The sequence below is a fragment of the Candidatus Nitrospira nitrificans genome, assembly GCF_001458775.1.
Taxonomy (GTDB): domain Bacteria; phylum Nitrospirota; class Nitrospiria; order Nitrospirales; family Nitrospiraceae; genus Nitrospira_D; species Nitrospira_D nitrificans.
This window is the reverse complement of the sequence record NZ_CZPZ01000012.1, coordinates 19,980-42,222: the sequence shown is the minus strand read 5'-3', so window position 1 is coordinate 42,222 and position 22,243 is coordinate 19,980. Positions and strand designations below refer to the sequence as shown.

Annotated in this window: 17 protein-coding genes; 2 read left to right on the top strand and 15 right to left on the bottom strand. The window is 59.6% G+C overall.

Annotated features, from left to right (window positions below):
- Nucleotides 1-34: 34 nt before the first annotated feature.
- From COMA2_RS08285 to COMA2_RS08270, 4 genes are all read right to left on the bottom strand, one after another.
- Nucleotides 35-3,190, bottom strand: a complete 3,156-nt coding sequence (locus COMA2_RS08285; RefSeq protein ID WP_090896437.1) for a response regulator — start codon at nucleotides 3,188-3,190, stop codon at nucleotides 35-37.
- A 308-nt stretch (nucleotides 3,191-3,498) separates the two neighbouring features.
- On the bottom strand, nucleotides 3,499-5,715 hold the full coding sequence (locus COMA2_RS08280) for a PAS domain S-box protein (protein ID WP_090896435.1): 2,217 nt from the start codon (nucleotides 5,713-5,715) through the stop codon (nucleotides 3,499-3,501).
- Between the two features lie 176 nt (nucleotides 5,716-5,891).
- A complete protein-coding gene (locus tag COMA2_RS08275; RefSeq protein WP_090896432.1) occupies nucleotides 5,892-8,318 on the bottom strand; it encodes a PAS domain S-box protein in 2,427 nt (808 codons plus the stop codon).
- Between the two features lie 211 nt (nucleotides 8,319-8,529).
- Entirely contained in the window at nucleotides 8,530-9,006 is a 477-nt protein-coding gene (locus tag COMA2_RS08270) for a CopD family protein (protein ID WP_090896431.1), read from the bottom strand.
- Between the two features lie 79 nt (nucleotides 9,007-9,085).
- Here COMA2_RS08270 and COMA2_RS08265 point away from each other — a divergent pair, with 79 nt between their 5' ends.
- Both COMA2_RS08265 and COMA2_RS08260 read left to right on the top strand, forming a co-directional pair.
- On the top strand, nucleotides 9,086-9,982 hold the full coding sequence (locus COMA2_RS08265; RefSeq protein WP_090896428.1) for a formylglycine-generating enzyme family protein: 897 nt from the start codon (nucleotides 9,086-9,088) through the stop codon (nucleotides 9,980-9,982).
- Between the two features lie 16 nt (nucleotides 9,983-9,998).
- Nucleotides 9,999-10,628 carry a hypothetical protein gene (locus COMA2_RS08260; RefSeq protein WP_090896424.1) on the top strand — a complete coding sequence of 210 codons (630 nt, stop codon included), beginning with the start codon at nucleotides 9,999-10,001 and terminating at the stop codon, nucleotides 10,626-10,628.
- A 119-nt stretch (nucleotides 10,629-10,747) separates the two neighbouring features.
- Here COMA2_RS08260 and COMA2_RS08255 read toward each other — a convergent pair whose 3' ends face one another.
- The 11 genes from COMA2_RS08255 to COMA2_RS08205 form a co-directional block, all read right to left on the bottom strand.
- Entirely contained in the window at nucleotides 10,748-11,167 is a 420-nt protein-coding gene (locus COMA2_RS08255; protein WP_090896421.1) for a hypothetical protein, read from the bottom strand.
- 15 nt (nucleotides 11,168-11,182) lie between these two features.
- Nucleotides 11,183-11,956 carry a carboxypeptidase regulatory-like domain-containing protein gene (locus COMA2_RS08250; RefSeq protein WP_139077197.1) on the bottom strand — a complete coding sequence of 258 codons (774 nt, stop codon included), beginning with the start codon at nucleotides 11,954-11,956 and terminating at the stop codon, nucleotides 11,183-11,185.
- A gap of 285 nt (nucleotides 11,957-12,241) precedes the next feature.
- Complete coding sequence (locus COMA2_RS08245) at nucleotides 12,242-12,844, bottom strand: hypothetical protein (protein ID WP_090896414.1); 603 nt, start codon at nucleotides 12,842-12,844, stop codon at nucleotides 12,242-12,244.
- Nucleotides 12,845-13,007: 163 nt separating this feature from the next.
- A complete protein-coding gene (locus COMA2_RS08240; protein WP_090896411.1) occupies nucleotides 13,008-14,048 on the bottom strand; it encodes an aromatic ring-hydroxylating oxygenase subunit alpha in 1,041 nt (346 codons plus the stop codon).
- A gap of 14 nt (nucleotides 14,049-14,062) precedes the next feature.
- Nucleotides 14,063-14,785, bottom strand: a complete 723-nt coding sequence (locus COMA2_RS08235) for a chlorite dismutase family protein (protein WP_090896410.1) — start codon at nucleotides 14,783-14,785, stop codon at nucleotides 14,063-14,065.
- Between the two features lie 255 nt (nucleotides 14,786-15,040).
- Nucleotides 15,041-15,715 carry a hypothetical protein gene (locus COMA2_RS08230; RefSeq protein WP_090896407.1) on the bottom strand — a complete coding sequence of 225 codons (675 nt, stop codon included), beginning with the start codon at nucleotides 15,713-15,715 and terminating at the stop codon, nucleotides 15,041-15,043.
- A gap of 179 nt (nucleotides 15,716-15,894) precedes the next feature.
- A complete protein-coding gene (locus COMA2_RS08225) occupies nucleotides 15,895-16,401 on the bottom strand; it encodes a hypothetical protein (protein WP_090896405.1) in 507 nt (168 codons plus the stop codon).
- On the bottom strand, nucleotides 16,376-17,233 hold the full coding sequence (locus COMA2_RS08220) for a HalD/BesD family halogenase (protein WP_090896402.1): 858 nt from the start codon (nucleotides 17,231-17,233) through the stop codon (nucleotides 16,376-16,378). Before COMA2_RS08220 ends, COMA2_RS08225 begins: the two co-directional genes overlap by 26 nt.
- Nucleotides 17,234-17,935: 702 nt before the next feature.
- Nucleotides 17,936-19,315, bottom strand: a complete 1,380-nt coding sequence (locus tag COMA2_RS08215) for a sigma-54 interaction domain-containing protein (protein WP_175304465.1) — start codon at nucleotides 19,313-19,315, stop codon at nucleotides 17,936-17,938.
- A gap of 43 nt (nucleotides 19,316-19,358) precedes the next feature.
- Nucleotides 19,359-19,748, bottom strand: coding sequence for a response regulator transcription factor (locus COMA2_RS08210; protein ID WP_175304464.1), 390 nt, complete (start codon nucleotides 19,746-19,748; stop codon nucleotides 19,359-19,361).
- A 173-nt stretch (nucleotides 19,749-19,921) separates the two neighbouring features.
- On the bottom strand, nucleotides 19,922-22,243 hold the full coding sequence (locus tag COMA2_RS08205) for a PAS domain S-box protein (protein ID WP_090896395.1): 2,322 nt from the start codon (nucleotides 22,241-22,243) through the stop codon (nucleotides 19,922-19,924).

Sequence of the window (22,243 nt, the reverse complement as noted above, 5' to 3'; positions counted from 1 at the left end):
GCGTCGCCTCGGCGATAAGAGGGTACGCTCCGTCTCACATTTTCGGCAACCAGATGCGCACGAGGGACAGCAATTTATCCACATCCAGCGGTTTGGCCATGTAATCGTTGGCGCCCGCGGTCAATGCCTGCAAATGGTCGGCCTTCATCGCCTTGGCCGTCAGCGCGATGATGGGGAGTTGCTTCCATTCTTGACGCCGGCGAATCTCCCGCATGGCGGTCAACCCGTCCATCTCGGGCATCATGATGTCCATCAACACCAGATCGATCGGCGCGCCGTCCGGCTGCACGGACCCCTCCAGCGCCGCCAGCGCCTCGCGCCCGTTGCGGGCCACCTCTATTTTGGCGCCGCGGGGCTCCAGCACGCTCATGAGCGCGAAGACATTCCGCACATCGTCCTCCACGACCAGGATGCGGGCCCCCTCCAGCGCCGCATCGCCGCGACGGGACCGCATGAGCATCGCCTGTTGTTCGGGCGGCAAGTGGGTCACGACTTGGTGAAGGAATAACGTGACTTCGTCGAGCAATCGTTCGGGCGACTTGGCTCCCTTGATGATGATGGACTTGGCATAGCGCCGCAGTCGCTGCTCCTCGTCGGGCGAGAGGTCGCGCCCGGTGTAGACGATCACCGGCGGAAAGGCATAGCGGTCCTCGCGGCTGAGTGTCTCCAGGAGAGAGAAGCCGCTCGCATCCGGCAGGCTCAAGTCGAGCACCATGCAATCGAACGTCGTCGTCTGCAGCTGGTCGAGACAATCGGCGACGCTCCCGACGCCGACGGTTTCCACGTCCTGGGAGGCCAGCAACAAGCCGAGCGCTTCCCGCTGCGCGGGGTCGTCCTCCACGATCAGCACGCGCCGCAACCGTCGAGTCAGGCGGTCTTCCAAGCCGCGAAAGGCCTCGACCAACTGTTCCCGCTTGACCGGTTTCAGCATATAACCGACGGCGCCGAGCGACAGCGCCGTCTGCGTGTAATCGTGCAACGAGACGATATGGACAGGGATGTGTCGCGTCCGGGCGTCGATTTTCAACCGATCGAGCACCGACAGTCCCGACGTATCCGGCAGCCCGATATCCAAGAGAATGGCGTTCGGCAGGAACTGCGGCGCGAGGATCAGCGCCTCGGCGGCGGTGGTCGCGATCAGGGCTTGGAATCCTTGCTCATGCGCGAGGTCGGAGAGGATGCGGGCGAAGGTATCATCGTCCTCGACGATCAACACGGTGCGCCGGTCGCCGGACAATTGTTCTCGATCGTCGGGTACGGCGGGTGTGACGGGGGCGGGAGCTATGTGCGATCCGGAGTCGGAAAGCATCCCTGTGCCTGCCCGATGCTGTTTCCGGCTCGCTTCCGTCGCGAACAAGGTGTCCGTGTGTGATGCGCGTCCCACGCCTTTCTCGGCCCCGACCACTTGCGCGGGATCGTACCGTTCCGGCAGAACGACCGTGAAGGCGCTGCCGCTTGCCGGTTCGCTCTCGAGCCGAATCTCTCCGCCCAAGAGACGCGTGAATTCCTGCGCGATGGACAACCCCAAGCCGGTGCCTCCGTATTTCCGATTGGTCGTGCCGTCGGCTTGGCGGAACGGCTCGAAGATCACCTGGCGCTGATCCTCCGCGATGCCGATGCCGGTGTCGCGGACCGCGAACGCGATCCGGCCGTCGTCGGCGCGGGCGATCTCCAACGAAACCTCGCCCCGCTCGGTGAACTTGATCGCGTTCGACAGGAGATTCTTGAGCACCTGCTCCAGCCGCTGCTGATCCGTTTCAATCACCTCCGGAGTCTCCGCGGCAAGCTGCATCCGCAGCTCCAAACCCTTCTCTCGGGCCATGGGCTCGAACTGGCCGCGCAAATTTTGGATGAGAGCCGAGAGGCGCACGGCGGAGGGATTCACCTCCATTCGACCCGCTTCGACCTTGGCCAGGTCGAGCACTTCGTTGATGAGCGCGAGCAGATCCCGGCCGGCGGCTTCGATGGTTCTGGCGTAGTTCACCTGTTCGGGCGTGAGCGTGCCCGTTGCGTTGTCGCCCAGCTGCCGGGCCAGGATGAGCGATGCGTTCAGCGGTGTGCGGAGCTCATGCGACATGTTGGCGAGAAACTCCGATTTGTAGCGTCCGGCCTGTTCCAGCTCCCTCGCCTGCGCTTCTAGTTCCTCCTTGGCGCGGGTCATGTCCTCTTTCTGCATCTCCAAGATCTGGGTCTGTTCTTCCAACTGCATATTGGTCTGTTCCAGCTCGGTTTGCTGTTCTTCCAAGCGAACCTGCGAGTCTTGGAGCGACCGGCTTTGCTCCGTCAGCTCTTCGTTGGACACGCGCAATTCCTCGCTCTGCGTCTGCAGTTCTTCGGCCTGACGCTGCGTCTCTTCCAGCAATTCCTGCAAGCGCGCGCGGTATTGCGCCGAGCGAACCGCCACGGCGACCGATTCCGCCACCCGTTCCAGCAGTTCTTTTTCCGCCTGTCCCACGGGGTGCAAGCAGCCCAGTTCCAGCACGGCCTTCACCGCGCCTTCCACCGCGCAGGGAGCGATGAGTAAATGACGCGGAATCCCGCGCCCCAGCGCCGAGCCGAGGCTGAGATAGCCCTCCGGCACATCCGAGACGACGAATACCCGCCGATCGAGGAGCGCCTGCCCGAGCAAACCGTCCCCCGCTGAAATTCTGTCCGGGACCTGGGCAGCCTCCGGCACGCCGTACATCGCCATTCGATGAAACGACCCGCCGTCTTCGATGAACAACGCGCCTGCGGGCGCGTCGAGGCTCTCCGCCAGCGTGCGGAGGGTCTGTGACCCGAGCTGGTCCATCCGCAGCTCGCCCGCCATCCGCTCATTCAGGAGAGCTTGGACCGATTGCATCCATTCCTGTTTGCGCACGGCGAGCTTGTTTCGGATGAACTGATATCCAAGAGCCGCCAGGGCCCATTGCGTGGCGATGCCGAAGCTGCGGTTGATGCCCGCCGAAACCGGATCGATACCCGGTGGACTCAAGAAAAAGCCTGCCACAGTACAGACGGTCGCCGCCCCGGCCACGATCAGCGGCACCGCCGGCCGCCATCCCAAATACGTCAATGTCACCGGCAGCAGATAGAACACCCAGACGGTGATACCCAGAGTCGTGAACAGGTCGCTGATGACTACGATCGCCGTCGACAGGGCGATGGCGGCATAGACCAGCGGAGTAGGGGTTCGTTCAAAACGAGTCATGTTGTTTCCGTTTCACGTTTCGGATGCCGAGTGTAACGCGAGGAAGGTCGAGCCGCTTCTACGCCGACGAGTGCATGGCGAGGCAAGGCGGTCATCTTCCTTCTTTCGTGCCCACGCATGGCGCTGTCTTCCAAAATCAGGAGCCGAAACGAATCGGAGCTTGCAGCTTACAGCCGCCTCGCAGTATAGGTAAAGGTTCCAATATAAAAACTAGGGGTATTCCTAGGGGGTCCAGGCTAGGAGGAAAATCCATGCGCCCTATGACCTATCGGACAAGCTTCGGAGGAAGAAAAGTCAGAGTTCCGGGATCACGCGTCAATGCTTTGCGGTTGCCGAACCTTTTTCGGGATGACGCGGCGAATGGCGTCATAGAGCGTTTCCATGGCCGCTTCCTTGGTCAGCAGCGTGACGGCGCCGACGCGCGTCATGGCGTCGCGATTGTCGGCTTCCGCATTGACCGAGAGCCCGATCACTACGGTCTTGTGAAACCGGCTTTTTATCCGGGCGGTGGCTTCGATGCCGTTCATCGTCGGCATGTTGATGTCCATCACCACCACTAAGGGGCGTAACTGGTCCACCAACCGCACCGCCTCCTCGCCGTTGGTCGCTTCGCCCACCACCTCGATATCGGGATAGTTGTCGAGCACCGCGCGCAATCCCTGCCGGATCATGACGTGGTCATCCACCAACAAGACACGAATGCGATGACCGTGAAACGTCTCTCGTAAAGCGTCGTTCGCGTGTGAAATACGAGAGACAAGCGGCGAGGGAGGCGCCGACATGTTGTCTCTTCTCTCGATGGAGGCGGCCGACGGCAAGCTCAGCACGGCCGTGGTGCCCTTCCCTGGTGCCGATTGAATCTCGAATGAGCCGCCCAATGCCCGCATGCGCTCCCGGATGCTGAAGAGGCCGAACTTGGAAGACACGCCTCCGCCGGAGGTTTCGCCGGCAGCCGCGGCGACAGCGACAGCGACAGCGGCAAGATCGAAGCCCGCGCCTTCATCGCGGACCTCGATTCTCAGCATGCCGTCGCGATGTTCCATCGCCACGGCCGCCGCTCCGGTCCCCGCATGTTTGGACGAATTGATCAGCAATTCCCGCACCGACTGGAACAAGAGAACGCCTTGATCCTCCGGCAACATCAGCGCTTCGTCCGGCGCGGTGACCGTCACGGTCACATCGTGCTTCTGCATGTACTCGCCCAGCCACTTGAGTCCGGCGGGTAACCCATGGTCGCGCAACACGGACGGGCTCAATTCGGTCACCAGCGTACGGGTATATTTCAAGGCGTCGGACAACACCTCGTCGGTCTCCTGCATCAACGTGACCACCGCCGGCACCATCTCTTCCGACCTCCGTTTGCCTTGGCCGAGCTTGAGTTTCGCCAGAACAAGCATTTGCTGCAGATGGTCGTGCAACTCAGTGGCCAAGCGCGCTCGTTCTCGCTGCTCGGTCAGGTTCAACTCCGTGGTCAACGCACGGAGCCGATCTTGAGAGTGGAGCAGTTCGACGGTCTTGACGCTCACCGCCTGCTCCAACTCCACATTCCACCGTTGCAAGCGCAGTTGCGCCTCCCGCAACGTCTCTTCCGCCCGGATACGCTCGGTGATGTCCCGCGCGATTTTCGAGGCGCCGATGACCCGTCCGTGCGTATCGATAAGAGGAGAAACGGTCAGTGAAACGTCCAGCAATGTGCCGTCCTTGCGGCGACGGATGGTTTCGTAGTGATCGATCTTCTCGCCGCGACGGATGCGCATTAAAATGCTCGGCTCTTCATTCACCCGGTCCGGAGGCATGAGCATGGTCACCGGCTGCCCGATCGCTTCTTGCGCCGTGTAGCCGAAGATGCGCTCGGCTCCTCGGTTCCAACTGGTAATGATCCCATTGAGGTTTTTGCTCACAATGGCGTCATCGGACGATTCGACGATCGCGGCGAGTTTGGCTTTCACATCTTCGTCCCGCTTTCGCTCGGTGATGTCCATGAGCATGTTGATGCCGCCGACAATCCTCCCGTCGGCATCACGCAACGGAGTGGGATAAGGCGTGAACCAGAGGCGCGTGCCGTCGGGCCGCTCGGCAATCGCCTCCACGCCGCGCACAATGCGGCCCTCCTTCAGCGCGACGGCCATCGGACATTCGTCGTGCGGCATCGGGGTGCCGTCGGGGTGATAGAGTTTCCAACTCACGCACCACTCGTCGGTGCCGAGCTTGGGTGTGCGGCCGGAGAATTCCACGGCTGCCGAATTAAAGTGTGTGAGCCGACCTTGGGCGTCGGTGGTGTAGATCGCCACCGGCAGGGCGTCAATCATGTCGCGGAAGCGTTTTTCGCTTTTGCGCAGCGCGTCGTCCGGCTGTTCCGTCTCTTGATCAAGCGCCGGGCGCGGCTTCAACGAGCCCGACTCATCAGGCAGCGCCTGGCCTGGCTCGAAGAGTCTCGCCTCCGATTCCACGCGCGCCGAGAGCGCATCCTGTTCGGTCGGCGATTGCTTATTCGTTTCTTCGAAGCCCGGTTCGAGGTAAATCATCGTCCCATGGTCACCGTTCAAACTCTGCAACGCGCCATGGCGCGCCTGCGGGACTTACGCAGTATGGGTCTGGGTGAAGGTTTCATCGAAATGACCGACCGGTTCGTTCTGAGCTGAAATCTTGCCAGACGCTCCGCTGGTTAATCAAGATCGGGGGGGTGGAAGATACTTGTCGCCTACCCTTTCTTCACCGCCTCCACGATGGCGCTGTACAGTTGCTCGACCGCCGATTCCTTCTTCATGAGCCCGACGGCCCCCGCCCGCTTCATCGCCTTTTCATTCTCTTCGGCGGCGTTCACCGAGAGTCCAATGACGATCGTCTCCGGATAGCGGCGCGTGATCTGTTCCGTCGCCTCAATGCCGTCCATCGTCGGCATATTGATGTCCATGATCACCGCCGCCGGTCGCAATGTGTCCACCAGGCGTATGGCTTCTTCGCCGTTGGCCGCTTCGCCCACCACCTCGATATCGGGATAGTTGTCGAGCACCGCGCGTAATCCCTGCCGGATCATGACGTGATCATCCACCAACAAGACATGAATGCGATGACCGTGAAACGTCTCTCGTGAAGCGTCGTTCGCGTGCGAAATACGAGAGACAAGCCACGAGGGAGGTGTCGACATGTTGTCTCCTCTCTTGAGGGAGACAGCCAACGGTAAGCTCAGCACGGCCATGGTGCCCTTCCCTGGTGCCGATTGAATCTCGAACGAGCCGCCCAGCGCCCGCATGCGCTCCCGGATGCTGAAGAGGCCGAACTTCGGGGCGCTCGTGCCGCTGTGACCTCCCGCCGCGCCGGCAAGATCGAAGCCCTTCCCCTCATCGCGGACGACGATTCGAATGCGCCCATGTTCCTGCTCCATCAAGACCGTCGCCGTTCCGGTCCCGGCATGTTTGGAAGAGTTGATGAGCAGTTCGCGGACGGATTGAAACAGCAACACCGCCTGATCGTCCGGCAACCGCACGTTGTCCGTATCCGGCACGGTCACGGCGACCGACATCTCGTGTTTCTTCATGTACTCGGCCAGCCATTTCAACCCGGCGGCCAGGCCATGATCGCGCAGCACCGGCGGGCTGAGTTCGGCCACGAGAGTGCGGGTATACTTCAGCGCCTCGCAGAAGACGGCATCCGTTTCCTCGAGTATCTTGGCCATCGCCGGCATCTCGACCGCACACCGTTTACCTTGCCCCATTTTCAACCTTCCCAGCACCAACGTCTGTTGCAAGTGGTCGTGCAATTCGGTCGCCAGCCTCTTGCGTTCCCGTTGTTCCGCAAGATTCAGCTCCGTCGCCAAACAGCGCAGTTGGTCGCGGGACTGCACCAGTTCATGTGTCCGTTCGTCCACCAGCTGCTCCAGCTTGTCGGTCAAGATCTGAAGCCGCTCCTGGCTGGTTTTCAATTCCTGTTCAAATCGAATGCGATCCGTAATGTCGATCCCGATGCCGCCGACCAGCGGCATCCCTCCGAGACCCGTGTGAATCGGAAACTTCGTGACAAGCGAAAAGTGTCTCCCGTCCGCATGTTCCAAAATCTCCACCGTTTGGATGCCGTTCGAGCCGGCCAAGGCTTCCTTGTCATGCTTGATGAACTGTTCAGCCGCCTCGGTCGAAAACAGTTCTTTGTCGGTCTTGCCGTACAGATCCTCCGCGGGTCTGCCGAACACGCGCTGGGCCGCTTCATTCACATAGCAATATCGACCCTCCGCGTCTTTCAGCCAGGCCAGGCCCGGTAGGTTCCGCATGAACATCGAGAAGCGCCGTTCGCTTGCGATTAGGGCCTCTTCCGTCCGCTTGCGCTCGGTGATATCGATGGTCACGCCTGCGTAGCCGAGGAACGCGCCTTGCTCGCTCATGCGCGGTCGAGCGACCGATCGCATCCAGCGCCACTCGCCGTCGTGCCGGCGGAATCGAAATTCGGCGTCGAAGACCGCTCGCCGATCGACGGCCTGCAGATACCCGTCAAGGTAGCGCTTCCGGTCGTCCGGATGAACGAATTGCGCCCATTCATAGGCTTGAATATCCGGTGGATTCGCCCCCAAGAACTCCAGATAGGTACGGTTGACGAATTCCGCCCCCTGAGGCCCGTTGATCCAAATGAGCGCCGGCGCCGCGTCGGCCAGGGCGCGGAAGCGCGCGTCGCTCTCGCGCAGATTCGCCTCCGCTTGCTTGCGCTCGAAGAGTTCATGGCGCAGGTCCACGAGCGCCGCTTCCGCCCGCAGTTGAGCCGTTCGTCGCGCCTGGGCGATTCCCACAACGACCAAACAGACCCCAAAATAGGTCAGGTACCCGATCTGGTGCATCGGTTCCGTAATCGCCAACGACTCGCGCGGCGGCACGAGGTACCACTGTGAGGCCAGTCCCCCCAGCGCCATCGCCGTCAAGGACGGTCCCAATCCTCCAAACCACGCCGTGACGGCGACTGCGATATAGAATGAGATATACGGAAAGTGGTCCCCTAGCGCCGGATCGAGCGCCGATCTTGTCAACAAGGCCAGGAGCGTCATCACGACCGCCAAGGCGTACTCCGTGATGGTCCGACGCAAGGGCGAAACCCCGGCGCGTATTTCAGGATGCGGAGACACCGCTGGCGGATGGTGAGTGGTCACAATGCGGCCTCAGATGTCGATCGCCTACATTGCTCCGGTTCCACCGGTAAAGAGCCGACCGATGTGGTAAAAAAACGATCGACCCCCGCGACGCATTATCGTGAGGAAGAGAATCGCAGCTTACTCGCGGTGATGCAACTTATGCAAAGGCCTGAACATTAAAACTAGGGGAATCCCTAGGAGCCATCGGGCGCAAGGGGGCAGGCTTCGGTTACGACCGTGCCAGCATCGCCGCCGCGACCAGGACGACCAGCGCGATGAGCAGCGAAAGACGCGGCAGCCAGCGCGCGGTCTTGAAGACTATCTGCTCTCCCGCCGTTCGCCGGGAATCCGGTATGGCGCTGACCCGACTGACCCGAGGACCGAAGACAAGATCATGAAGTAGAGTCAGGAACAACAACAGGGCGACCAGCGTCAACTTTACGGTCACAATCGCCGGCCACGAAACCGGCTTCGTGATCTCGATGCCGCGCAGAGACAACAACATCGGGCCGGTGGCGAGCAATACCGCGATGGCAACCCACACCATGGGACGAAATCGTAGCGCGGCGGATCGAAACAGCGCCATGAATTCCGGCGCCGCCTTCCGTCCCCTGACCAGAGGCGCCAAGACCACGGAGAGAAAGATCATGCCGCCGACCCAACTCACCGCGGCAAGAATATGCAGGACGACCAGGGTGGAATACATACCGCGCTATCATAATCGATCTGCGGGGAGAAAATCGTCACCGAACGATTGACCGTCCACCCAGAGCCTTGACTCTTCCGTGATCTTGCCGGTACAGAAAGCCATGCTCCAGCGTCGGCCTCTCTTCGGCATGGTTCTGCTGATATTTCTGGGATTCTCGCTAAGCCCGACGGCCGGAACGGCAACAGAGGAATCGCTGTACGACCGCATTGCCGCGTTTGCTCATGGGGGGGGCATGATCACCATCCCCGAAGGGCGCTTCTTCATGGGAACCGCCAGGACTCGCCAGACTTCGTTCAGCCTTGAGTTTCCTTACGATGACACCGAACAGCCGCAGCGCCATGTGTGGCTTGACCGGTTTGAGATCGATCGCCATGAAGTCAGCCTCGGTGAATTCCTACTTTGGTTACAGCGGCAGCAACGTCCCCTTTCCAGTGATTTGCGCAAACTACTCGACCACATGACGACCGTCCATGCCCTGTCGCCGGACACCCTCGCCCGTTGGCCGGCGCTCTACGTCGTCTGGGCCGAGGCCTCGGACTTTTGTCGCGCACAGGACAAGCGCCTCCCGACCGAAGCCGAGTGGGAAAAGGCCGCGCGGGGAGACAAGGGCAACCTCTTTCCCTGGGGGCACAGACCTCCCGCTCAAGGGTTGGCCATGTTTGGGCAGTACCATGTTCATGAGATCCCTATTGTGGCTCCGGTCGAGAGCGGCGAAGAAGGCGGAAGCCCCTACGGCCTGCATCACATGGCCGGCAATGCCGCGGAGTGGGTCGAAGACTGGTTCGGAATCGATTATTATGCGACGATGCCGGACCGCAATCCACGGGGCTCTGGTCAAGGCCGCTACAAGGTGGTGCGGGGTGGATCGTGGAAAAGCTCGCCTGTGATGCTGAGAACCGCGACACGAAGCGGCGCCTCGCCGGAACAGCGGGCGGCAACGATCGGGTTTCGCTGCGCGCGGTCGAAACCATAACGAACGGAGCCTGGAGATGAACATCCGGAGACATGGCAGAGCTTTCTGCCCGCTGCTGATTCTGATGACGCTCGCGGTGGGAGACTCGGCATCCATTGCCGCGGGATCGGACAGTGACGCGGGCGGATGGAAACTCTATACGAATGCCCGATACGGTTTCTCCGTCAGGTATCCGGGAGACTGGCGCCTGGGCAATCCGATGCCGGACGGAAACGGGATTACACTCTACCCTTCCATCGAACACAGCCTGGTGGCCGTCTCCGGCCATATGAATGTCGTCAGCGGGAGCAGTCAGGATGGACGGCAGACCCTGGATGAATTCGCCTCGGCGCACCGCCGCATCATTACGGACCTCTATGGCAAGAAACACATTGCCGTCAGCTGGCGGCCTGATCGGGAGATCTCGCTTGCGGGCTTTCCGGGAAAGCAGCTCGTCTTCACGTACAAAGACGATACGCAGGGCGAGATGATCGAACATCATATCTTTTCGCTTGGTCGCAACGAGGGACGCGGCATCCGTGTGAAGGCCCCGCTCTCGGCAGAGGAGCGGCTCATGGCGGTAACCAAAAAAATTCTGGAAACCTACCAGCCTGGAAGAGACCAGAATGCGGTGAGCCCGTTCGTTCCGAAGCCGGAGTCGCGATAACGAGTATTTCGTAAAGTGTCGCTCGTCCCCTCAATCCTGAGTTCAAAGTTTCAAGTGGTGCAGAAGGCAAAAACCTGAAACCCTGGCCGATGCGCTTCACGAGAGACGGTCAACGTCTGTCACGCGCCGCTGTCTTTCATCGCCAAGAGCTGTTTCATCGCCTCTCGCGCCGCCGCGCGAGCCTTTGCGGCTGGATTCAAGCTGGCGCCGGGATCGACCCGGTCTCCCATCTCAGCGACCCGCTTGCAGTACATGATGACATCCTGCAAGTGCGGCGCTGCCCCCTTGCCCTGCTCATCGGTCGGCGGCAAGGCCTTCAGAATTGCGCGCGCTTGTTTCGCCGCTTCCGCGCAATGATGAAGAATGGCTTTTCCGTCGCCCATGCCTCCGTGCATGACCATCTCTTCCGCGTCTCGAACCATCGCCCGGCCTTGCTCTTGAATCACGTCCGGCGATCCTGCTTCAGCCGCGACGATCCCGACCATCAAGACGGCGGAGAGAATCCCCATCATCATTCCCGGAACAGACAGGCGGTTCATCGACATCATTGGCGGCTAGTGCGCTTTGAAGACGAGATCGAGAGTGGCCGTCCCGTTCGGCTGCACTGTCATCTCCCGCTCTTGGCTGCCGAGGATCGGATGCCAGGCCTTGATGTGATAGGTCCCGGCCGGGAGATCACCGATCGTAAACGAGCCGTTGAGATCGGTCACGGCATAATAGGGATTGTCGATCGCATAGCCCCAGTTCTGCATGTAGGGGTGCATGCCGCACTGCATGGTAAACACTTTCCGCCCTTTGACCAGCTGTACGACATCAGTGGTCCCGCTCACGTGCAGCGCGGGCCGATGGAGGACGATATCGACGCCGGCTTGGTCATATGCATAGCCTTGAATGTCGTGCGACACCGGATCCCGATTAAACACCGTAATGCGGCGCTTGTCGCTGACCACCGTGACGAAGGGCAGGAACTGGCAGAGACTCGCTTCCACTTCGGCATCGGTGAAGGCAAAGGGCTTGCCGTGCGGCACGTTTTCCACGACGATCACCACATCCTTGAGCCCACCGTCTGGTCCGACCGTGACTTCGTGCAAGAGCCGATGCCCATTGCCATCCGACACGGTCCCGCAAAACTCGCGGTCCGGGAAGCGGCGCAACTCAAATTCCTTCGGGGCCGGCACGACGCCGGTGAACGTGACCTTCCCCCGCACCACGGCTCCCTCCGTCACCGTTCCAGACTCATAGGCCCAGCCCTCCGTTTGCCACCCCAAGGCCAGGACCATATATACGCAGACCGCCACATAGAGCCCTCTTCTAATTAATCGTGTCACCGCTCTTCCTCCTACATCGTCAGTTCGCTGGGTGCCGCCGGCCGGACATACTCGAACCGCCGGCAATCGTCCTTGCGCGTTGACGTGGGCCATGACGACAGACTCTCTATTTTCTTACGATCCGCTCAGTCGAAAAATCAAGCTCGGCAGTGGTCGGGCCTCCGCCGTAGTTTGCACGGAATGGATCAGAAGGGGTTCAAGACAACTTTCGTCCAAGAGATTCGAGCAGGGGAACCGGCTCACCGGCTGGATTCCCTCAGTCCATGGGGGGTCACTCTCTTCAGGTCATTCTGTTTGGTGCCGTATGCTTTCTGGATTCGCATTACTCAGCAACAGTGGAAGTTCGAACAGGAACGGAGATTGCTCAGTGAAGATCGGTCTGCGAAACTCTTCCGACCACTGTCCCTCCTTGCTCACGGTCTTGAGTGGAAACCGTTGGGCCTTGGTCACCCACCGGTAGAATTGCATCGGTTCACCTTGGTCGACGACCGTCACTTCAAACAACTCCGTGGGGTGGCCGTTCAATGTCTCATCGCCTATGAACTCGCGCGAGACTTCTCCGTTCATCTTTTCAGTCACCACCAACAGGTGGTTGTTCACGATCGGAATTTCAAGGTACTGCCGACGTTTCGATAAGATGAGCCACGCGTGTTGCTTATCGGCTCGAACGATCATGATGCTGGCGCCTTGTTGAGGTTGCGTGTACTCCACCCGCCAGCGATCATCCTTGGCGTTCACGTGAGCCGTGACCACACTTGGTCCCCTTTTCACGATCCACTCCGCGGAAAAATCGAGCGCTGCCGCCTTGTGCAGTGGACCGATTATCACGATCGGTATCACCAAGAAGACAAGCCTTCCGACCAGTACGATGAGACCTCGCAGGTTCATGTACTATTTTTAAACGGCGGCTTGAGTGTGTCTGCTCGGCATTACCCTAGGAAGGACTGGTCAATTCCCGCCGGTCCGAGACATCAAAGACATTGGGTGCGAGCCAAGGCTGAATCCTCTGCGCGCTTGCTCTTCAATATGTGATTGCAGCGGACCGCACCTATCACGTGGTCCAGCTGAGGGTGGTCTTCTCAGGAACCGGATGTTGTGGGTCCGGCACACCGGCCAATTGATCCAAACGGTATTTCTTCAGCCGCCGATACCAGACGGCCAATGTGTCCGATTCCAAGTTCAACAGCATACTTCCCTTCCGACCGAACCCACGCTCCTGCAATTCCAGAACTTCCCGGTCCTGGCACAGAATGGTCCTCAAGGTCCGGCGGACCGGCCATCCCACGGGGAGCCCGCGCAAAAAGTTCCACCCGACGCAGATGTCGAACCGGCTTCGCTCATCAGTGAGCGGTGTGGCAACCAACATGACGGACGCGAACCGTTTGCCGATCTCCCACCGTTCCAGATGGATGCCGGGCAGCACGAAATCGACCGTGGTCGTGGCTGATCCCAGCTTCGGAGACAAGGCGCGAAAGATAAATGTGTCCGGCAGCACGACATTCTGCGAGATCGTGCGAAACCCCAACGGCAGCCGCGTGAACACTTTTTCCTTTTTCTTGGCTGCCTCGCGCCGTCGGAAATATTTGTTATGCACGAACGGGACATGGGCGGGATCCATAAGACTATCCGCCGCGAAATCCCACCGGACTTTCGCCTCGGCGGACTCGCGCACGGAAACCATCGGACTGCCGTCGGCCGGAACCGGCAACGACGGTGGTGGCGACGAAGGTTTCGGGCACTGCTCGTTGCCCATATAGACCCAGACCCACCCGTCCTGTTCCTCCGCCGGAAAGATCTTCACGCAGGCCGAGGCCGACGACGGATGTGGGACCTTGCCGATGGCCGGTACTTCGATACACTCGCCGGAAGCGATGAAGCGCCACCCGTGAAAAGGGCATCGCAACGAATCCCCTTCCTGCCGCGCCGACGAGAGCGGCACGCCCTTGTGAGGACAGCGATCTTCCAACGCATGCACACGACCCTGCCCATCCCGAAACAGCGCCAACGGCTGGTTGCAGAGAACCGATGCGAAGGGCCGTCCGGTCCTGATCGCGGCGCTTTCCCCGGCAATGTACCAGAAACCTTCGAGCATTCAGTTCTGTGGCCTCAGCCGCCGAGCGTATCGAGCGTTTCCTTGAGACTCTTGCGGATGCAGGTGAAAATCGGCGTATCGCGCAGGGTGTAGCGTGAGCCCTCGGTTTCGCGTAGCGCCATCACGAGCTCCAGAAAGTCTTCCGGCTTATCACTTTCAAATGCCACCACCCATTCCTGATCGTCCAATCCAAACGAATACGTCGTGTTCAGTTTCACCGACGGAAATCGATGCCCCACTTCGATATGTTCATCCATCATGCCCTGTCGCGCCGCCCTTGTGAGCAGAAACCATTCGCGCGTCTTCACAAACGGATACACGAAGTTATATTTGCTTTTTCCCGGCACCACCGTCAGCCGTTTCCCTTCCTGCCCCGCGTGTGAATGGTGGTCGACATAGACGGACCGCTTGGTCATCGCCAAGTAAGAATAGGGGGTAGAGAGATACTGCCCGAGGCCGGAGGCCAGAATCTTGGCGCTCATGTCTTGGAAGAGGTCCAGGTCATAGCTGATGCGCCAGAGCATAAAGTCGCAGTCCCCCCGGATGCCGATGGTGGAATAGGGCACTACGAGGACCTTGCCGGCGTAGTCCTCCACGGCCTTCAGAAACTCCTGTTTGCCCTGAACACGCGTATCCTCCGGTAACCGCCGCCACGCCGGGGCAACCTGATAAAACACAAAATTGACATACTGGCGTGCGGGTGCCGTGGGCGCCGGGGCTTGTTCAGGGATGGACATTCAAACTCCTTATAGAACTTTTGGAGACGACCGCTTACCTATTCGTTCATCAGTATCCGCCGCCTCGTCTGACCCTCATGAGCAGCTGCCATCGAATACGCTGTTCCGATCTTCGTCGCTCGTATCTCGCGAAGCGCGCACAAGAGGAGAGACCTTCTCCTTTCGTCCCGCGCGGCACGCTTCACGAAATACGCTTCCCGCGAATAGGCTTCCGCGGTTAGATACAGCGCGGCACGTCCGGCGCCATCACGCCGGTTAGAAGCCGATCGCCCCATAGACGCCGGCGGTCCAGAAATTATTCACCGTGTTGGTTTGATTGGACGCCAGATGGAAGCGGCTGTCGAGACCCAGCCACAACTCTTTCCACAAGCGAAACTCAGCGCCCCCACCGAACTGAACCCCGATGTCCAAATAATTCACCTGACTTGAGGTCGGGCTGATGACGTGGAAATCCAACCCGGCCGGAATGATCCAGGGTTGGAAATCAGTCCCCTGCCGGAACTTCACCTTGGGCGCCACGCTCGCCGTCAACATGGTCATCTGCACCTTGGCCGGAGCCGTATTGCCGACCAGGGCTTCCCCATTCAAGACGCTGCTGGATGCCCACCGCTTGAACTCCAATCCGATCTCGCCCACGAGCGCGACTCCTGGCATCATGCCCCAGAGATCTTTGGTGATCATGAGCTCCGCTCCACCACCGATGTAATAGCCGCCGGTCCCGGTATTTCCCTTGGTATGGACGTCGGTAATCGCTTCGCCGGCGCGATCGCTCAGCATCTGGCCATAGCCCCCGCGAAAGAACACGCGATTCCCCGTCGACGTCGTATCTTCGGCCAAGACCGTCCCCGTACCACTCAGGGCGAACGCCGCGGCGAGCGACACCACGACAGACCACAACCCGATGTTCCTCCTGCTCTTCTGAACCTGCATGATACCCCTCCCTGGTTACGCATCGAGGAATGCTGCCCTCCTCGAGCGGTCAGCTAATAGACACCTTCCGGCCCAAGGCATCAGCTTGGTGAATAATCGATTCCGCGCCTTTCCAATCGGCCCTTGAGCGCAAGAGCCCTATCGCCTTATCGTGGTCCGCCTAACCGGCGCGTGACAGCTCACGCATCCACCTTCGCGATGCGAAGGTTCGGGCACCAGTCCACTTCCGCCCGGCGCGCCAGTTCCAAGAGCTGAATCGGAATGAGATTCGCGCCCAGATGGCGCGAGACACCCACGCAACGTGAACACATAAACTGACAGTGGGACACACAGGATCGATCAGGACACCCTCCGTCAGTACCAACTTTTTCCGCCTGCTGAAGGCAATATGCGTCTGCGTCCGGCGCGCCGAGACTCTCGTGATAGCAGCGGAGGACGGCATAGAAGTTTATCCGGCTCGCGACGGGCCTACCTTCGAGTGTGATGTGGACATCGCGGAGATCCCAGGCCTCCTCGATCAGTCGCATGACGATGTCGATCGATTCGGGGAAATCATCGAAGAGCGCGACGTACGACGCTCCCTGTTCATCGGCTTCTACATCGCAGGCCGGCGCCATCCGGACCATCCGCAGCAACGTCGGAGCTTCAACCACCTGGGCTTCAGGAATCGCGATTGTGAGACGCACTCCATGCTCCCGCGAGAAATTGCAGCGTCGGATGATCGGTCACCATGTCGGACCGGATCATCGCGCGGTCGTTGATCGATGGCGGCTTCGCCTTGGGCCGGTGCATCAGTGCGGCGGGGCCAAAGTAGGCGAACGCATCCTTCATGTTGGAGAACAATATTTTCAGCGGCCCCATCCGCTGATCCGTCACGTATTGCAGAGTCAAGATCACCCGCCGTTCGCGAGCGCCAAGCGGGGTGACGGCGTGCCAGAGTTTGTCCCCGTTGAACACCACCATCGTGCCCGGCTCCATGGGAATGCGGGTTTCGCTGATCTCGGTGGGAGCCTTGCCCTTATGCACCCGCGCCACCAGGCGACAGTGCTCGGATTGCTCCACTAATCCGATGAGGACCGTATAGCGGGCGCCCCTGTAATAGGACGTGTCATAGTGAAAGCCGATGTGATCGCCCGGCTTGGTGTAGTAATACAAGGCACAGGCATGCGGATCGTCTTCGGGACAGAGCATGAGGGGAGCGTCGACCAGTCGGCTGAAGAACGTGCGAAGCACAAGCGACCGATACAAGGCAAGTATCGTCGGCGCCTTCTCCTGGATGCTGTAAAAACTGACGCTTCCTCCCTGTTTGTGGCCCGGCACATAATTGCGATGGACTTCGCCGCTGAGCTGTTCGATCTCGCAGAGGCAGGGCTCGATCACCGACGGCGGGATAAACTGTTCCAACAACAGGAACTCGTTTTGATCCCAATAGGCTTGGTGGAGGAGAGATCGATCCATCCCCCCGACAGCTTCGACAAGATTGCTTTCTATGTCGGCCGCTGGGCTGACCCTCGGCATGCGCCTCCTCGTTCTCAACGGACAGCCTTCACGGCGTGTGCGTACCGCCATCCGTAGCCCTGTGCAAGCGATGGTTTTTCCATCCTCTTGCAATGGTGCCTTGCGCTCAATCCCTATGTGTCACCTACAGGCTCGACCTGCATGGAAAGTGAGGGAGGCACTCTCACCTGTGCCCCCCTCACCGCTGAGTGGTGGCGGTCGGGACAACCGCTCACCTGAAAACGATGGGCTGGATGGTGATAGGGCAAATCACGACCCAACACCTACAGAGCCGGTCCTCTCTGTCTATAAACCGCACATCCGCAACGTCCGTGCCATCATCCTTGGTAGATGCTCAGCGGATCATTCGTGCGTGAAGAGCGACGATGGGAGCTGCGCATCGCAGTATCAGTGGCCGTTGTCGGCGCTCACGCAATCTATGAGTTTGGACAATCGCAAAGGAGCTTCCCGCTCGATCGTTCAGATATCAGTCCCTTATGCTGTCCATCGCGATAGACGTTCGTCCATGCGATAAAGGGCGAAAAGGAACACACGAACAACCTTCATCTTCAGCTCTGTCCGGCCAGATGCCAGAAGCTGATGCGGTTCTCAACGGTTCCGGCAGGCAACTGGACCGTGATCCAGAATGTCAATGGAGGAGGTTATTGAGATACGTGGAAAGCAGTGACCTGAAGAAAGGGCTGGACGGGGGCAATCACCGGACTATTCGATGCCATAGGCACGAAGCTTGTTGTAGAGACTCGCGCGGCTGATCTTGAGCAACTTGGCGGCCTTCAATCGGTTTCCTGCGGTCTTCTCCAGCGCGTCGACAATCCGTGTGCGCTCGGCCTGGGCAACCACCCCCCGCGACGTTGATCGTAAACTCTCGTGTTCGTCAGCGATGTCCACGTCTAGGAGATCATCACACACAAGCCACGGCCCGGCGGTCGTCACCACGGCCCGTTCGACGTAATGCTGCAATTGTCGGACATTGCCCGGCCACGGGGCGTCGCGCAACGCCCTCATCGTGCGCTCGGCGACCTGCCGAACCGGTTGATGATGTCGAGCGCACGAAGCAGCGACGAAGTGCCGTACCAACAGCGGGATGTCGTCTCGCCGTTCCCGGAGAGCCGGCAAATAGAGAGGCAACACGGCGAGTCGATAGTAAAGATCCTGCCGAAACGTCTTGGCCTTCACCAGCTCGGCCAGATCCTTGTTCGAAGCAGAGAGGACCCGCGCATGGATCTTCAGCGACCTGGTTCCGCCCACGGGCTTGATCTCGCCCTCTTGCAGGACACGGAGCAACTTCGCTTGAAAGGTCGGCGTGGTATCGGCGATCTCGTCGAGGAAGATAGTCCCGCCGTCTGCTTCTTCGAAGAGCCCACGCTTATTGGCGACCGCCCCGGTGAAGGCGCCCTTCACGTGCCCGAACAATTCACTTTCGAGCAGTGTCTCCGGCAGGGATCCGCAATCGACGACGACGAGCGGCCGATCTCTCCGGTTGCTGAGCGCATGAATCATTCTCGCCAGGAGTTCTTTGCCCGTCCCGCTCTCCCCTTGGATGAGGACGGTCGCCGAACTGTCCGCCACAAGACGAGTCATGTCGAAAAGCTGCCGCATGGCCGGAGTTCGACCGATCAAATCCCCGAGACCATCGCCTCCCGCCTGACCGATGGAATCCTCCGGCGTTGCTCGACGATGAGACTTCGAGGCGGGATGAAAGAGCACCAGCATCGACGCCACCGTTCCCTGCGCATCCGCTAAGGGAAATGCTTGCTGCATCCCGCAGGCCGTGCCGTCTCCTCCGCTGGAACAAGACACGCACTGGACTTCGGGCGCCTCAAATACCTTTATGGCCGGGCAGGTCCCGCAAGGATCGGTCCGATGCGCAAATGCTTCATAGCACTTGGCGTGAGGCCGGCGAGGTGTGTGAGTCTGATCGACAGCCCAGGCTGCCTCGTTCGCGTAGACGACGTTGAATGAGGGGTCCATCACCGCCACGCGGTCGGAGAGCCCCTCTGCTAATTGCTTGATCGCTTCGATTCGCGCGGCAATGATGGGATCCGTCTGCGGTGATCCGTCAAGGCGTTCTGAGTCAACCAAAGCGGGCTCATTTCTCGAGAGGAAAAGCATATGGCCTATGCCGTCAGCTATCGGCTCCGGAGCTGTGGTCGAGTAATTGTTGCACACAAGCCTTCAGCTCGGCAACACGGACGGGTTTGTCGAAGTACGCGTTCGCTCCGGCTTTGAATACCCGGGCTTTCAATGCCGGATCGCCGAATCCCGTGATGACGACGATCGGACATGTGGGCGCCACGGTCCGCAACCGGCTGATGTAATCATCTCCTCCCGCCGGCATCCGCAGATCGGTTAAAATCAGATCCGGCACGGACTGCAGCACGGCCAGAAATGCTTCGTCCCCATTCCGCGCTTCGCGCAGCTGATACCCGGTTCCGCAAAATTCATCGCAGAGCAGACTGCGCATTTCGCGGTCATCCTCAACGATCAGCAACACAGCGGCCTTTTCCTTCGTCATGCGCGACATCCTCTCCGGCCCCCATCCGGTCTTCGCAAGCCCTTAGGTTGGCTAACTGGCAAGAGACATGCCATGAGAAGGGAAACGGAAAGCGGGCTAATTCCATGAAAATCAAGCCCTGATGAGAAGAAAAGGCGCTTCGCCTGACGAGAAAAACCACAGTCACGAGTGGATCAGCTGTTGCGGGATGCTACAGGAGGGAGAGATCGGCTGTCAGCTTGCGGAATCAGGATCGTAAACGTCGTGCCGTTCTCTTCTTCACTCTCAACGGTGATGGAGCCTTGATGTTCCTCGATGATGCCCTGGACCACGGTCAGCCCCAATCCTGTCCCTTGACCGAATTCTTTCGTCGTGAAGAACGGCTCGAAGACTTTCTCGACCACATCCTGTGGAATACCATGGCCCGTATCGGCTATCGTAAGTTTCACCATCTGTTTTTCCGGCGCCAGGCCGATCCGTAGCGTGCCGCCGTCCGGCATGGCATGCACGGCGTTCATCACGAGATTGATGAAAACCTGGCTCATCTGATCCGGATCTGCCAGCGCCATCGGACAGTCGTCGGCCAACGTCAGCTCCACCTGGATCTGGCTTCGCGCGAGACGTTCCTGAAACAAATCCATGCCGGCTTCTATAGTTCCTCGGAGGTCCAAGGGGCACCGCTCCGGGGCTTTACGTCGCGCGAACGTCAGCAACTGATTCATCACCTTCGTAATCCGCTCAACCTGCGTGACAATGGTTTGAAGCCCTTTTTTCACCGGCTCTTCCGTCACACGGTCCATCAGATATTCGGCACGGCCGAGAATGACGTTCATCGGCGTCCCGATCTCGTGGGCCATGCCGGAGGCCAGTGTGCCGAGTTCGGCGATCCGCTCGGTCTTACGCAATTGTTCCTGCAATCGTTTCCGCTCGCTGATGTCCCGGAGCATGGCCAAGATAGCCGGACCTTCCTCATCCACGAACCGCGCCGTGCTGACCTCGACTTCAACCGCTCTCCCATCGAGCGTCATGATTTGTTCCTCGAGCATGGGCACTTGCGCCCGGCCTTCAAGCAGTTCATGGATTCGCTCTCGAATGACGACGTGATAATCAGGATGGAACAGATCCATCGGTGACTTTTCGAGGATCTCCTCGGCCTTCACCGCTCCGAACAACTTGATGGCTTGATCATTGGCAAAGATGATGTGGTCGCCTCGGTGCACCAAGATCGCATAGGGCGAAATGGTGATCAAGCGCCGGTAGCGTTCTTCGCTTTGCCGCAGCAAATGTTCGGCTCGCTTCCGTTCGGTGATGTCGGTGACGAACCCTTCCACATAATTGAGTGAGCCGTCCTGAGCGTAAATGCCTTCCCCCCGCTCCCAGACCCATTTGACTTCGCCCGATTTGGTCAGGACTCGGTAGATCATCTCGAATGGGTGATGCTGCTCCACGGCCGCCTGAACCTCTTGCCAGATACGCTCACAGTCCCCTGGATGGGTATTTTCTCCATACGAGATCGTTTGCCGCGCGAGATATTCCTCGACGGAATATCCGGTCAAATTCGACACTCCCTCACTCAGATACTCGAGTGTTCGGTTCCGGTCATTTCGACTCCGATAGACGAAGCCGGGAAGATTGCTGATCAAGGTGGCGAGTTGCCGCTGGCTCTCCTGGTGGGAGTCTTCGGCTCGTTTTCGTTCGGTGATGTCCCGGAGAATGACGGTATAGTAGGTCTTCCTCTCCACAGCGATATGCGAGATCGCGGCTTCGATCGGAAACTCGTCTCCGTTCGAGCGGAGCCCCATGACTGTGCCGAGTTTGCCCATCTTCCGGCTCGTGACACCCCCTTGCCCGAAATCGTGGACATGATGACGATGGGCGTCTCGGAAGCGCGCGGGCAAGAATCGATCAAGCGGTTGCCCAATGGCGTCTCGAACGGAGGAACCGAACATCTGCTCGGCCGCGCGGTTGAACAACACGACGCGTTGATCCTCGTCCACGGTGATGATCGCATCCATCGTGGATTCGATGATGCCCTCCAGCCTGAGCTGGCTGACGAGGAGCTGCTCTTCAGCCGCTTCGCGGCCGACCGTGGCACGCACCGCTTCCCGATCCGCGTGATGACGCGCCGCTTGCGCTTCCATCATCAGACCTTCGGCATGGGCCTGCTCAATCAGTGCAGATTTCAACTCGTGCTGAGTCTGTTTATACCGAATCAACCCTATCGCGATGATCCAGATGACCATCATGCTTAACGTGCGGTTAAACAAGGCGTAGGGAATCGGAAGTCCGGCCGGCTTCAGCAGCACGTCAACCCAGATGAACACCGTGGCTACAGCAGAGACGTAGAGCGGATCCCTGGGGCGGAGAGATGGATACGTCAGCAGCAGTGGAACGAGATATAAAATCGACACCGCCACGCCGACCGGCGTCAACAGGTCTAGGACAAAAATTCCTACCGTCAGGAGCGGGATCATCCAAGACACCGTGCGCATGACAAGACGGTCGACATCCTTCAT